Raw genomic sequence first — 14,616 nt, 5'->3', positions numbered from 1 at the left:
ACATGAGCGCTGCGCCACAAACCTCAATCAATCACGAGTACAATCGGCTGCCCGGAAGGGCAAAGCGGCTGTTCGGCCTCTTTGTCAACGAGAAGCAGCGCCTCTACCTCGGCGGCGACCATCTCCTCGTCGCCACGAATTCGTACAACTACGAACGCTATAAGCGGTTCTACCTGGCAGATATTCAATCGCTCACGATTCAGAAAACAGGCGCGGGCGCGGTGCTCAGCTTCATCCTTGGAATCATCGCCGGGCTGTTCGCGACGTTCGCCGCCGCGGGCTACGCCAACCAGTGGGACCCCGTCGCACAAGTCGTCGTGTTGATAATCGGCGGCATGTTTCTCGGCCTCCTGCTCATCAACACGGCGTTCGGACCCACCTGCCAGTGCCATATCCTCACGGCGGTGCACGAAGAACCGCTCTACTGCCTCGGCCGCTTGTACACCGCGGAACGCGTCGTCGAGTACCTGCGCGCGGTGATCGAAGGCGTGCAAGGAACGGCGGGCGAAATGTCCGCCGCCGCCGCGCAACGCGTCGATCGCGCCGCAAACTTGCGCGAAGCCGCCGCGATGGTGCGAAAGGATTCGGGCCGGCTGCACCTCGCCCTCTTTGTCATGCTGCTGTTCGACGCGATTCTGGGCGCTGTCGTGATTTTCTACCGCGACGCCATTCCACCCAGCGTATCGCTCGTCTCGACCGGTACGGTGTTGGCGTTGGTCCTCGCCTCGGCAATCCGGCAGCAGGGCAGCGACGTCCCGCGGTCGGTGCGCACGCCGATCTGGGTCGCGCTGGTCTTTAACGTAATCATGCTGACTGTCATGCTCTACGTCGCCATTGTTGTCCAAGCACTCCAACAATCTCCGGACGCGGCAGCCGCGGAGGTTGTCCAATCCGGTTTCATCACTGTCGGCAATGCGATCAACTTTATCGTCAATAGCGCGGTCGGCGCTTTTGGCCTCTATAACCTGCGCGTCTGGCGCAGGGCCGCGGCGGTGCAGGCCGAACAGCAGCGCGTTGCCGGCGGCGAAAGCGGACAGGCGTGAGCACGCTCGCACACCAGCGGTGCCGCAACCACGCGCAGCGCGAGGCCGTGGCGCGGTGCCCGGAGTGCCGGCGCTACTTTTGCCGCGAATGCGTCACCGAGCACGAGGACCGCGTCGTGTGCTCCTCGTGCCTCGTGAAACTCGCCGGCGGCGACGCCGAAAAGAAATGGCGAATCAGCGGCGTTGTGCAGTTCGGCCAGTTTGCCGCGGGCCTGTTCCTGCTCTGGATTTGCTTTTACGTTATGGGCCGGCTCCTGCTCAACATCCCGTCGGAATTCCACGACGAATCGTTCTGGGCGGCCGACACACTCACGCTTGGTGACGAATGAAAAAGCGGCGGCCCAAAGACGGCATGACCCTGCTCGAGATTGCCGAGGCCTCGCTCCACCAGGTGCGCCTCGCTCCGCTCGACGTGCTCACGCCGTACTATGTCGGCTCGCTTCCGTTCGTGCTCGCGTTTCTCTATTTCTGGGCCGACATGGCGCAGGGTGCGTTCGCGTACCGCCATGTGGACACGTCCGCCCTTGCCGTCGCCGCGTCGTTCATCTGGATGAAATGCTGGCAGGCCGTATCTTGCACGAAGATGCGCGCCAACCTCGCAGGCAGCGACACCGGCGCGTGGAGAATTGCGCGCATCGTGCGGCTCATATCTACACAGACGCTCATTCAGTCCACTGGATTCTTTGTTCTTCCCGTGGCATTCATCCTGATGGTGCCGTTTGGTATGGTCTACGCCTTCTACCAGAACGCGACGGTCTTCGGAGCGGACGAAGATAACGGCGTCGCCGCCATCGCCAAGCGCGCGTGGACCGAGGCGCGCCGCTGGCAAAAGCAGGGTCTCCAAGTGATTTGGCTGTTCAGTCCATTGCCGCTTATGGTCGGTGCGGGCATGATCCTGGCCATGGTGCCCATTGCGCAGGTAGTTTCGCCTGACTGGGGCCAGGTCTACGTCGGCGCGTTGATCACGATGTATTGCATCATTCTCGTGCCGCTCAGCCCGATCGGCATGCTCGTCGCATTTAACATCGGGATTCTGATCATCGCCCTTCCGCAACTGTTGAACTCGATGCTTGGCATCGATCTCATGGTCACCATGGGCGGCAACTACTACAATTCGACCTTCTTCGCCATCTGCGTCGGCGTCGCATCACTCTGCCTCGATCCGGTAATGAAAGCGGCGTACGCGTTGCGCTGTTTTCATGGCGAGTCGCTCAGTTCCGGCGAAGACCTGCTCATTGCGCTGCGCCGCGTCATCGCGTCAAAAGGCGCGCACATGGTTCTCCTGATCGCTGCGGCGTTGGCGGCGTCAATTGCACTTCCCTGCCCGGTGCACGCACAGGAAGCGGGCCGGTCGGCGCCCATCGTGCAGCCGCGGGAACTCGACGAGGCGATTGCCGCCGAATTACAGAAGGCCGAATACATCTGGCGCATGCCGAAAGAAATCCCCGAAGACGCATTCAAAGACAATTTCGTTACGCACTTTATCCGGGCGGTGCAAGAGTCCATCGCGGACCTATTCAAATGGCTCGTTGATTTCATCAAGTGGCTGGTTGAGGCGCTTTACGGCGGGGACCGGCGGCGGGGAGCGTCGAGCGGTTCTGCGGACGCGTGGGTGAACACCCAGCGGACTCTATGGTTCCTGGTGTTCGGCGCGCTGCTCGCCGCCCTCGCCATCATTGTGTATCGCATCTACAAACAGCGCAAGGTGCAGCCGATCGCCGCTGTTGCCGCTCCCGTGCTCGTCACGCCGAACCTCGAAGACGAAGACGTGTCCGCGGACGCACTCCCCGAAGACGGTTGGCTGACCCTCGCACGCGACTTGATGGAGCGCGGCGATCTGCGGCTTGCGATGCGCGCACTGTTCCTGGCGTCGCTCGCGGTCTTGTCCCACCGCGAACTCATCCGCATCACGAAAGCGAAGTCCAACCGCGAATACCTCCGCGAACTCCAACGCCGGAGCCACGCGGCGCCCGCGGTACCACCCATCTTCGAGTCAAGCATCCGCGCTTTCGAGCGCGTGTGGTACGGCGATCACGAAGTGGACCGGTTCGCGTTCAGCGAATTCAACGCGGACCAGGAGAGGATTCGTACGCTTGCGAAACAGCAATAGGCTATACCTGCTCGCATTGCTTCTGGTCATCGCCGGGTTCGCGTACGGCGCGGCGACGCTGTTCCTCGCGCGGTACTCGCGCGGCGACGTCTACGCGCCGTATTCGTCGTACCGCGCGGACCCCCTAGGTACGAAGGCGCTCTTCGAAGCGATGCATTCCGTTCGCGGCGTCCACGTTACGCGCAACATCGAACCGCTCGATCGGCTCGCGCGAAACCGCGCGGTCACCCTGTTTCTAAACGGGATGACCTTCGGGTTCGTCGGCACGCAGGAAATCGAGGCCGGCCTCGCCGAAGCGCTCGATGACGTCATGGCGCGGGGCGGCCGCGTAGTCATTTCGTTCGCACCTGTCGTCATGGATGTCTCGTATCGCGAAAAAATGGACAAGGATTTCCAGGAGCGCATGGACGAACGCTGGCGCCGCAAGCCCGCGAAGAAGGACGACGAAGAGTCCGTCGGCGATCAGAAAGCCGAGAAGGGTCCGGAAACGGAGAAACCCGAAGCCGAACCGGCCGGCGCAAACGATAAGAAGCGAGAAGAAACGATTATCGAGTTGCCGGACAAACCCAATGCGGACGACACCTCGAACAAAGAGGAACAGGAAAAAGAAAAACAGGACGAAAAAGACGGCGAGGATGAAAAGCGCAATCGGGACCGCTACGCGGAATATGAGGCCTTTATGCCGCGGACGGTCAGTTGGGACAAACAGTGGGGCGTGCAACTTCAGTTCGACAGCCTCGAGCCCGACCCGTTAACGAACACGTTCAAATCCAAAACCGCGCGCCGCGCAATCGACGCGCCGGTGCCCGAGCAACTCCCGGTGCGCACGACGTTGCGCTTCGCTCCGTCGTCAGAGGAATGGCGCGCAATTTACTCCGTTGGCGAAAAGTCTGTGGTTATTGAACGCCCGGTAGGCGAAGGCACGCTGGTGCTGGTCGCGGACGCCTACCTCCTCAGCAACGAAGCGATGCGCGCGGAACGCCATCCCGATCTGATCGCGTGGCTGGCCGGGGCAAATCCGGCGATCGTGTTCGACGAGGTCACGCTCGGTACGGAGCGCACGCGCGGCCTGGCGTCCCTGCTGTGGCAATACCGATTGCAGGGGGTCGTCGCAACCCTCATCCTCATTGCCTTGCTCTATATTTGGAAGAACGGCCAACCGCTCGTCCCGCCGTTCCACGACGCGCTGCCTACGGATGCCTATGCCTACGTCGGCAAGGACAGCGCGTCCGGTTTCACGAACCTGTTGAAGCGAAGCGTGCCCTCGACGCAAGTCCTGCGCACCTGCCTCGCCGAGTGGGAAAAATCGTTTAGCCACCGCTCCGCCGATCTCGCCGAATCGATCCGCGACGCGAAGGCGATTCTGCTCCGCGAGGACAGCGTGCCCGCGAAACAACGCGACGTGGTGCGCGCGTACAAGGAGATATGCGCGGCATTTTCGAGACATCGGTTGGGGTGAGGTTGTTGTGAGAACGAAAGCAATGGGACGCATCGGACGATCGCGAGCGCGACGATTCCGCACCCGCAACTGTGACGTGCGTGATTCGATCGTTTTACAGGACCAATTCTCCGCGACAGTTCCTCGCATTGCGAGATTGTCGACAACGCGGAGCCATCTGACCAATGGGCTTCACACGCGAGCCCGAGCATTCGACCGAGCTTTTGGGTCTCACTGCTCCTATTGGTCTCATTGCTCCCATTGAACTTGCGCGATTCGACTGCGACGACGCGGACGATTACGATTGACTGGCATTGGTGCTGAATACGGCCGTCTACCAAGGAGAACACGGTGCAAGCGGAACTGGACCATCTTAAAGAGTTGCTCACTCGCACGCGGCAGGAAGTCGCGAAGGTCATCATCGGCCAGGACGACGTGGTGCAGAAGTCGCTCATTGCGATCTTCACGAACCACCACGCGCTGGTCGAGGGCGTGCCCGGCGTCGCGAAGACTCTCCTCGTGCGCACGCTCGCGCACGTGCTCGGGTGCGACTTTTCACGCATCCAATTCACGCCCGATCTCATGCCCGCGGATATCACCGGCACCAATGTGTTCAACCTCCAGCAGAATCAGTTCACGCTGTTGAAGGGGCCGGTTTTCACAACCTTTCTGCTCGCGGACGAAATCAATCGCGCGCCGGCGAAGACGCAGTCCGCGCTGCTTCAGGCAATGCAGGAGCGCCGCGTCACCATCGATCGCGACACACACATGCTGCCCGACAATTTCACCGTCTTCGCGACGCAGAACCCGATCGAATACGAAGGCACCTATCCGCTTCCCGAGGCGCAGAAAGACCGCTTCATGCTTAAAATATCGATGGGCTGTCCCTCGCGCGACGAGGAACTTTCCCTTGCGGCGCGCACGCTCGGCACGGATTCGCCCGAAGCGACGCTCGCCGCGGGCAAAGTCAAACCCGTCATGACCGCGGACGACCTCACGCGGGTGCGCGGCTACCTCGGTCACGTCACCGTGCGCGAAGAACTCGTCGGCTACGTCGTGGACATCGTGCGCAAGACGCGCACGCACAACAGCATTCTCGTCGGCGCCGGCCCGCGCGCTACGCAATCGATTCTCCTGTCCTCGCGCGTTCAGGCCGCGATGAACGCACGCGACTTCGTTACGCCCGACGACATCAAGGACATGACGCCGCCGGTCATGGAGCACCGCCTCATCCTGCGGCCCGAATTCGAAATCGAAGGATTGACCGTGCCCGAAGTGATAACCCGCATTCTCGAAGAAGTCGCGGTGCCACGATGATAGTTCCGCGTACACGGCTCCTGTTCTGGATCGCGATCGTCGCGTTGCCGTTCGCGTTTATCGCCGTCGCGGAACCGGCCGCGCTCGGCGTCGCGTTCGCGCTGATCGGCGGGCTGGCCGTCGTCACACTGATTGACGCGGCGCTGTCGTACGGGCGGCTGCGCGGCATCGGGTTCGAGGTACCGGAGATCGTGCGTCTTACCAAAGACCGCGAAGGCGAAGTGCCCATCACGATCCACAACGATACGGCGCGCGAGCATTTGCTGCGCGTCGGGCTCGCGTTCCCCCGCGAAATCGTGACGGAGCGACCCGACCTGCAAACCATCGCGCCCGCGGGCGCCGCCGCTGCGCGCATAAATTGGCCGATCACCCCCGTCCGCCGTGGCAACTACGTGCTCGATACGGTTTACGTCGAGGGCGTGTCGCCGCTCGGCTTGTGGGGCGTTCGCGGATCGCGGCGCGTGCGTTCGGAATTGCGCGTGTATCCGAACCTGCTGAGCGAACGCCGCAGGCTCGCGGCCATCTTCTTGAACCGCGGCTCCTTTGGCATCCACGCACAACGCCAGGTCGGGCAAGGCCGCGAGTTCGAAAAGCTGCGCGAATACATTCCCGGCGACAGCTTCGAAGACGTACACTGGAAAGCGACCGCGAAGCGCGGCCGGCCCATCACGAAGATGTTTCAACTCGAACGCACGCAGGAGGTCTATGTCGTCGTCGACACATCGCGCCTCAGCGCGCGCACCGTCCACATGACGACCAACGGGACCGAAGGCGACGTGAGCTATCTGGAACGGTTCATCACCGCGTCCCTCATCCTGGGCATGGTTGCCGAACGCCAGGGCGATCTCTTCGGCCTCGTCACCTTCGGCGACAGGATTCACAGCTTCGTCCGCGCGAAGACGGGCCAGGCCCACTTCAACGCCTGCCGCGACGCGCTCTATACGCTCGAGCCGCAACTCGTCAATCCCGATTTCGACGAGTTGTTTACGTTCCTGCGTTTGCGCCTGCGCCGCCGCGCGATGCTGTTGTTTCTTACCAATCTTGACGACACCGTCCTCAAGGAAAGCTTCGCTAGAAACATCGAGATGGTGCGGCGCCAACACCTGTGCCTCGTCGGCATGATGACACCGCCCGGCGTGCGCCCGCTGTTCACCGATCCCAACGTCGAGACGCAAGCCGACATTTACCAGCATTTGGCTGGGCACATGATGTGGCACGATCTTCGCGAAGTCGATCGCGTGCTACAACGCATGGGCGTTGGCTTCTTCCTGCTCGACAACGAGCGCATGTGCGCCGAAATCGTCACGCAATACACCAATGTTAAGCAAAGGCAACTCATCTGATGAAGAGGGTTGCGCAATTCGAGAAGTCGGGCGATCGGGCCCGCTCTTTTTGCATTTTGGATTTTCGATTCTGGATTGAAGAATCCACCCGATCCGCGCTCCATGCGTCACCTGGGTGCTTTCACGCTCACACGGTCTCGATGAGTCCGTTATCGGCCTTTCTTCTCGGGCTCAAATCGTTTACGTTCCTTTTGTCGTTTACGTCCTTTCACCTGGTGCGGATCTGCGCAAGGTCCGTTGCTTCGTCGATCGCCTTAATCCCTAATCCAAAATCCAAAATCCAAAATTGTCGACTCACCACCGCCGTCCCGGAGCGTTCTCGATGATCATCGATCTCCAGCGCTTTCTCCGCGATGAGCGCCCCTACTGGGCCGAACTCGAGAAGTCGCTCGAGCGCATGGAGCAGGACTCGACCTACGAGCCCGATCTGCTGGCGGCGCGGCGCCTGCACTACCTCTACGAACGCGCTTCCACGGATCTCGCCAAGTTGAAAACGTTTGCCTCCGAACCCGATCTCACCCGCTACCTCGAAAGCGTGGTCAGCCGCGCATACGGACACATTCACGAAGTCCGCGGGCGCCCGCACCGGCTCGCGCCGGTCTACTGGCTGTTTGTCACGTTGCCGAAAACGTTCCGCAAACACGGCTGGGCGTTCATGCTATCCACAGCTATCACACTCGCGGGCATGATGCTCGGCGGCGGCGCGCTCGCCTTCGATCCCGGGGCGAAGGACGTGCTCCTGCCGTACCCACACCTCAGAATGGATCCGCGCGAACGCGTGCGCATCGAAGAAAGAGAGCGCGCCTTCGATCTGCGCGCGGGCACCAAGGCGCAGGGCACGAGTTTCTACATACAAAACAACGTCAGCGTGTCAATCCGCGCAATGGGGTTCGGGATTTCCTGGGGCATCGGCACCGTGCTGCTGCTTTTTATCAATGGCGTGCTGCTTGGCGCGGTCACCGTCGATTACTTCCTCGCCGGCGAAGGCACCTTCCTCGTCGCATGGCTCCTGCCGCACGGCGCGTTCGAGATTCCCGCAATACTGCTCGCGGGCCAAGGCGGAATCCTGCTTGGCCGCGCGATGATCGGATGGGGATCGCGTATTTCGTTGCGCGGAAGGCTACGCGAGATTACGCCCGACCTCGTCACGCTCGTGTTCGGCGTATCGCTCATGCTCGTATGGGCAGCGATCATCGAAGCATGGTTCTCGCAATACCACGAACCGGTCGTTCCGTACTGGGTCAAGATCGCCTTCGGCAGCATCGAACTCATACTGCTCGCCTCCTACTTCGCCCTATCCGGCCGCTGGGTGAAGGAAGAGATTTAACTAGGGACAGCCACCTATTATTTGATGAAATAATAGGTGGCTGTCCCTAATTAATGTGGCTTGCCGCTTCTACTGCGGGCCGCCAATATTCGACCGACTCCTTCAAATCCGACACCACCGTATAATCCGTGGGCCACCGTTCGCGGTGGCTGATCTCGAGCAGCAGGGTGCACTCGTCGATTCCCGACTCCCGCATTGTCGCGAGGATTTCCTCCGGCACGATCTTTCCCTGCTCGTTGTACTTCGCCGTGAACGGATAGTGCCCGCCCTTATCGCGTAGACTCTGCTTGATGTGAATGCACGGCGACACCGTGCCAAACGCGCGAATCCACGCGTGCGGGTCTGTGTCGCGCGGATCGGTGGACTGCAAATCCCCGTGGTCCACGTCGAGGCACGCCCGCATCGGAATCGCAAAACCGTCCGCGCACCGCCGCAAAACGTCTTCGGTAGCCGTGATGGTCTCCGCCACCTCGCGCGGGACGGACATCGGTTCGAACAACAGGTACTTCAACCCAATTTCCGCGCCGAACACGGACAAGTCGCGCCACGCGTCGACCGCCTGACCGATCCGCTTCTCGCGCATCGCAGGGTCCGCGTTGTCGCGCACGCTCATGATCCCGAAGTGGCTGCCCGCCCCCTCGGCCCCCAGGTCGCGCGATATCTTGAAAAACTTCTTGAACCAATCGATCCACACCCGTTGCACCTCGGAGTTCGGGTGCATCAGGTGGTTGACGCGGGTGAACTGCGACGTAAACGTGGTCTGCACGCGAACGCCTTTCCGCGCGCACAGCCCGGCGATCGTCTCCACCTCCCGCGCGACGAGGTCCCCCGGCAGGAACGGGTTCAGCAGGTCCGCCGTAAACTGCACAGTATCCAGTCCCAACTCGTCCGCCACGATTCCCACCCAGTCGTCGGGCTCCGGAAACCGGTTTATTGCGAACCCGGTACTAATCCCCAATTTGACTCGCATGTCGAAACTCCGCTTTGGAACGAAAGAAGCCGGAATCCTCCTATAACCTCCCCTTGGTTGGCAACCATAAGCGCGCCGCGAGATCGGCCACAAGCCTTTGGAAGCAGCGCTCATTCGACGCACCAGACCTGGGCCGTCGGCAGCCCCCATACCCCACAAGCGCCGCATGCTATTCATTTCACGCTACTTATGCTATACTACGTCCGTCGCTCGCGGGGCGGGAGCACCTCTGCGGTGTCAACTGATAACAACTTGGAATCCCTTGACGCGGAGCCGTCTGCCGGTCGTTCCGAGATTTCCGGTGACGACCTGGTTCGCGCTGTGTTCCCCGAGCACCCGCGTTGGCCGCTGGTTACGGCATCGATTGTCGCGACAGTCGTTGCCGTCGTCGCAAGCGTCCTCGCGGTCAAAGGCGGCGTCGTTTTCGGCCCGTGGCAGGGCGCCTATCTCGACCTCAGCTTTCCGTATCGCGCGCCGCTGCTTTCCCTCTGGTACACGCGCGCGTTCGTCGCCATTCCCTTCCTCGACCGCGCGTCGTGCACTGTCGCCGCGTCGGTGGTTGCAGGCGCCCTTTCGTGCGGCGCGCTCGCGACGGTGACGGCCCAGGCATTGCGCGGCAAAGTTCCCGATGCGGCGATTGCGCTCTGCGGCGCCGCCGCAGGCAGTTTTCTGGCGTTCACGCCGGCCTGGATGCGCCTTAGCACCAGTGCGTCTCCCGCCGTCCTGACGGTACTACTTGCGCTCATCGGCATCGGATTCCTGCAACACGCCATTCACGTCACGGGCGCGCGCTGGCTCTTCTACTCCGGTGCGTTGCTCGGGCTCGCGTCTTCGAACGATCCGTCGTTCGCCATTGTGTACCTCGTCGCGTTGCTTGCCGCGCTCGGCGAGTTGGGTGAACACGTGCGCGTCACGCGCATCTTCTCGCCGATGCTCGGCGGTTTCGCGCTGACGGCGTGTATTCCGCTGGTCCATTCGTTCATTTCCGGCGAATCGCTCTCCGAATTCGCCGCGCACGCTATGCACACCGCGTTTCCAGCTATCGGGGACGGCATGCCGCAATTCGGGTTTGGGCTCGAGTTGCAGCCGCAATTCTCCTGGGGCATTCTCGGTGCGACGATCGCCGGCCTGACCGCCCTATTTATCCGCGGCATGCGCGGCGCGGCCGTCTCCTGGGCGATGATCTTTCTCGCCATGGGACCGTTCTGGCCCGCGCTGACCAATCAACACGTCTCGCCGTATGTCCTGCGAGACACTCAGGCCGCCGCCGGAATCGCGTACGCGGGCGTGTGCGTTGCCGCGGGCTGGGGGATCGCCTGGATCGCGCGCATGATGATTCGCGTTCCGGGCCGGACCATTTCGATCGCAATCGCGATACTCGCCGCATCGATCGTCTTGCTCGTATTCCAATATCGATCCTTGCCCGCCACGAATGGCGTAACGGCGGACGCCGTAGGCATGGATATACTCGATAGCTGCGCGGCGGACGCGGCGCTGGTTGTCGGCGACTCGAGAACCGCATCGCTGCTGCGAACGCTACAGATTTCCGGGGGCGTGCGTCAGGACGTCATCGTCATACCCGTCCACGCGTTCGAACAATCGAAATGGAGGGAACACCTCCACCGAAAGTACGCCGGAAGACTCGATGTCCCCGGCGAATTTCCACCGGTCGAGGCCTGGAAACGCTGGCCCCTCGAACGCCCCAACGAATTCGCGGAACTTAACATTCGCCTGAAGCTCGGTTCCGTACGCGACAGCGACTTTCTCGATCTCATGCTCTGGGAATTCATGCGTGACAATTTCACACGCAGCCCGGTTTGTTTTGCGGGCGTGTCGACCGCATGGCTCACCGCGCGCGGTAAACGGGACGGCGTCGTGTTGCACTACCCGCGCGACGGCGTGAACGAGTCCCGCCCCGTCGACGCCGTCGTTCCGGCCAAGTCCGGCAGCCGCTATTTCGACCCTGAGTTCGACAAAACCGTTGTCGGACTGCTTTTACCCCTCGCCGAAGCCTATCGCCGTCAGGACAATGCCGCCGAATCTGCGTCCATCGCGGAACTGGCGCGCGCCTACGGCGCGAACGACGCCGGCGCATGGCTTACCTCCGCCCGTGCGGCCGCGCGCGCGGGACAGCGCGAGAAGGCGCAGGAGTACGTAGCGAATTTCATCAGCCTCGCCGAATCCGATGGCGATATGCAGGTCTCCATCGATTTGATTGCCGAAGACCTGCACCGCAATAGCATCGCCGTGGAGTTCAAGTCAGGCAGCCTCGCCGCCCACGATTCCTTCGACACGCGCCAACGGCGTGACGCCCTCGCGGCGCAACTTTGGAACCTCGACGAATTGAGCGTCCTCTCCGACACGTACACCAAAGCGCTCCTTGACGGGCAAGGCGGTTTCGATCTCTTGTACGAGGGCGCCGCCGCCGACGCCCAACTGGGCAGACTTACCGCTGCGCGCACCCTGTTGAATCAGGCCGCGGAAATCGATCCGCTGGCGATCTGGCGCCAACTCCAGGTTGATGGCCGATTCAAACTTCTCGAAGTCGACGACCCCACGCTGCACGATTTGCCGCGGACGAAAAGCCAGATCCCCTCCTTGTGACGCGACCCCGCCCTCGTAGTATGATGGCTGCCTTGTTGGTGGCGAGCCGCCCGCCTTGGGCATGGGGATGGCGCGAATGGGTCTGATCAGTTGGTATTGGAACGACTTTCTAGGCATGACAATCCTGCTGCCGATCTTTCAAAAGATCGGTTTTAACGCGTCTGCGCTCCCGGGTTTCATCATTCCCCTCATCAAACTCGTCCTCACGCTTGTCTTCCTCTATGTCATCCAACTGATCCTGCGTCGCGCGATTAAGGTCCTGCGCGGCGGCGGGTTCCGCGGCGACTCGCTGATTGATTCCGCGGACGTCCGCGCACTGCAGAATGCCGCAGGCGGCAACGAATTCCAGCAGACCCTCATGGCCGCGCGCGACATTGACGCCACGATCGCGCCTCTGAAAAAAGCCAAGAACTACATGCGCATGGCCGAAGTCTACGCCTCTATGAACCGCCACAAGGAAGCCGCGAAGTGGTTCCGCAAGGCTGGCGACCGCAAGCGCAGCGCCATGGAACTCGCAAAGACCGGCAACACGCTCAAGGCCGCGAAAATGCTGATGAAAGAAGGCGACTTCGGCAACGCCGCCAACTTCTTCGCGGAGAAGGGCAAATTCGTCGAGGCCGCAAAGGCCTACGAGCGCTCGGGCCTCATCGCGAAAGCCGCGGGCGTTTACGCCAAGGCCGGCAGTTACGGCCCGTCCATGGAAGCCTACAAGAACTATTTCTCCAATCCGAAAGACACCGCCGACGCACAACTCGCCGCCGCGGACGAGTGCATCAAGGTCCTCGATACCGAACCGGGCAAATCGAAGATCTCCGCCGACCAGCGCAAGGGTCTGGTGCCCCTGCTCGCCGCGCAGTTCGAAACCGCAAAGCGCTACGATCACGCGGCGACACTGTATAAGGAAGTTGGCAACTTCGATCGCGCCGGTGAAGTTTATCTGCTCGCGGGCAAACTCGAAGACGCAGCAAACTGCAAACGGCAGGCAGGAAAAGAAAAGGAAGCGGCGCAAATCGCCGGCCGCTTCCATCAGGCCAAAGGAAACTGGCGTGAATCCGCCACCGCCTACGCGCAGGCCGGCGATTTCATGAATGCGGGCGAAATGTTCGCGCGCGCTTCCGACGCGGTGCGCGCGGGCGAGTGTTTCGAACGTGCGGGAGAAGTCTATCGCGCGGGCGTGGCCTATGCGCACGCCGCACGGTACGAGCCCGCCATCAAGGTCCTGCAAAAGCTCCCGGAGAACCATGCCAACTTCGATCAGTCGCGCGCGCTCCTCGGCCGTTGCTTCTACGAACTGCACGACTACGCCCACTGCGCCGCCGCGCTCGAGAACCACTTGCTGGGCAAACGCGTAGACACCGGCAACACCGAGTACTTCTACATGTGGGCGCTCGCCCTTGAACAACTCGGCAAACTCGATGAATCGCGCGACATTCTCCTCAAAATCCGCACCGTAAACGTCGGCTTCAAGGACGTCGCGACGCGCATCTCGAACATCGCGTCCCGCATTTCCATGGCCGCGCAAAGCGGTCAGAACATCGTCGGCGCGGCGACAGTCTATACGCCGCAACCCGGCTCTGCCGCTCCGGGCGCCGCGGCCGCCGTCGCCACGCAAGTCATGCAATCCGTCGAATCGAACCTGGGCGGGCGGTATGTGCTCGAGAAGGAACTGGGCCGCGGCGGCATGGGCGTCGTCTATCTCGCGAAAGACTCGCAACTCGAGCGCCCTGTCGCGCTCAAGTTTCTTGGCAACCTCGTCGACAGCTCCGAAGAATTCCGACAACGCTTCGTCCGAGAAGCGCGCACAGCCGCGAAGATTTCGCACCCGAACATCATCGCGATATACGACATCAGCGCCAGCGTCGGCAAAGCCTACATCGCGATGGAATACATCGACGGGCCCAGCCTGCACAAGTACCTCTCCGGCAAGGGCGGGCTCAAACCGAAAGAAGCCATCAACGTCATGGTGCAGGCGTGCAGCGCGCTGTCCGCTATCCACGAGGCCGGAATCGTCCACCGCGACATCAAGCCCGACAACATGCTGATCGCCAAAGGCGGACTCATCAAACTGACCGACTTCGGCCTCGCCAAGGCCGACGACTCGCGCATGACGCGCACCGGCGTCGTCATGGGCACGCCCAGTTACATGGCCCCCGAACAAGTCCTCGGCAAAGACGCCGACGCGCGCAGCGACATCTACTCGATGGGCCTCGTCATCTACGAGTGCCTCACCGGCGACACGGTATTCATGGGACAGGACGTGCTCGAACGGCAACTCAAAGAAACGCCCCCGCCACCGGGCGAGAAGGTGCAGGGCGTGCCCGCCGAACTGGACGCCGTCGTCATGAAATGCATCGCAAAGGACCCCAACGAGCGCTACCAGACCGTCCGCGAACTGATCGCCGCGCTCCGCGCTGTGCCGACCTGATGCGCATGCGACGAATGTAATCAAGACAAACAACGACTC

The 14,616-nt window shown here is 61.7% G+C and carries 10 protein-coding genes; 9 read left to right on the top strand and 1 reads right to left on the bottom strand.

Annotated features, from left to right (window positions below; translation table 11 throughout):
• Nucleotides 1-2: 2 nt before the first annotated feature.
• The 7 genes from HUU46_02975 (at nt 3) to HUU46_02945 (ending at nt 8,578) form a co-directional block, all read left to right on the top strand.
• Nucleotides 3-1,043 (top strand): hypothetical protein, encoded by a 1,041-nt coding sequence (locus HUU46_02975; protein NUM52586.1) that lies wholly within the window; start codon nt 3-5, stop codon nt 1,041-1,043.
• Complete coding sequence (locus HUU46_02970; protein ID NUM52585.1) at nt 1,040-1,372, top strand: rhomboid family protein; 333 nt, start codon at nt 1,040-1,042, stop codon at nt 1,370-1,372. The genes HUU46_02975 and HUU46_02970 overlap by 4 nt, the downstream gene beginning before the upstream one ends.
• On the top strand, nt 1,369-3,153 hold the full coding sequence (locus HUU46_02965; protein ID NUM52584.1) for a DUF4129 domain-containing protein: 1,785 nt from the start codon (nt 1,369-1,371) through the stop codon (nt 3,151-3,153). Before HUU46_02970 ends, HUU46_02965 begins: the two co-directional genes overlap by 4 nt.
• A complete protein-coding gene (locus HUU46_02960) occupies nt 3,137-4,612 on the top strand; it encodes a DUF4350 domain-containing protein (protein NUM52583.1) in 1,476 nt (491 codons plus the stop codon). Before HUU46_02965 ends, HUU46_02960 begins: the two co-directional genes overlap by 17 nt.
• Nucleotides 4,613-4,942: 330 nt before the next feature.
• The gene (locus tag HUU46_02955) at nt 4,943-5,908 is read left to right on the top strand and encodes a MoxR family ATPase (GenBank protein NUM52582.1); all 966 of its coding nucleotides are present in this window, start codon (nt 4,943-4,945) and stop codon (nt 5,906-5,908) included.
• Nucleotides 5,905-7,251 (top strand): DUF58 domain-containing protein, encoded by a 1,347-nt coding sequence (locus HUU46_02950; protein NUM52581.1) that lies wholly within the window; start codon nt 5,905-5,907, stop codon nt 7,249-7,251. The genes HUU46_02955 and HUU46_02950 overlap by 4 nt, the downstream gene beginning before the upstream one ends.
• A gap of 322 nt (nt 7,252-7,573) precedes the next feature.
• Nucleotides 7,574-8,578 (top strand): stage II sporulation protein M, encoded by a 1,005-nt coding sequence (locus tag HUU46_02945; protein ID NUM52580.1) that lies wholly within the window; start codon nt 7,574-7,576, stop codon nt 8,576-8,578.
• Between the two features lie 46 nt (nt 8,579-8,624).
• Here HUU46_02945 and HUU46_02940 read toward each other — a convergent pair whose 3' ends face one another.
• On the bottom strand, nt 8,625-9,548 hold the full coding sequence (locus HUU46_02940; protein NUM52579.1) for a sugar phosphate isomerase/epimerase: 924 nt from the start codon (nt 9,546-9,548) through the stop codon (nt 8,625-8,627).
• Between the two features lie 234 nt (nt 9,549-9,782).
• Between HUU46_02940 and HUU46_02935 the strand changes: the two genes are divergently transcribed.
• Nucleotides 9,783-12,152, top strand: coding sequence for a hypothetical protein (locus HUU46_02935; protein ID NUM52578.1), 2,370 nt, complete (start codon nt 9,783-9,785; stop codon nt 12,150-12,152).
• Nucleotides 12,153-12,228: 76 nt separating this feature from the next.
• Nucleotides 12,229-14,577 (top strand): protein kinase, encoded by a 2,349-nt coding sequence (locus HUU46_02930; protein ID NUM52577.1) that lies wholly within the window; start codon nt 12,229-12,231, stop codon nt 14,575-14,577.
• Nucleotides 14,578-14,616: the final 39 nt, after the last annotated feature.

The sequence above is a fragment of the Candidatus Hydrogenedentota bacterium genome, assembly GCA_013359265.1.
Taxonomy (GTDB): Bacteria; Hydrogenedentota; Hydrogenedentia; order Hydrogenedentales; family SLHB01; genus JABWCD01.
The sequence above is the reverse complement of the archived record's forward strand: the minus strand, read 5'-3'. Positions and strand labels throughout refer to the sequence as shown.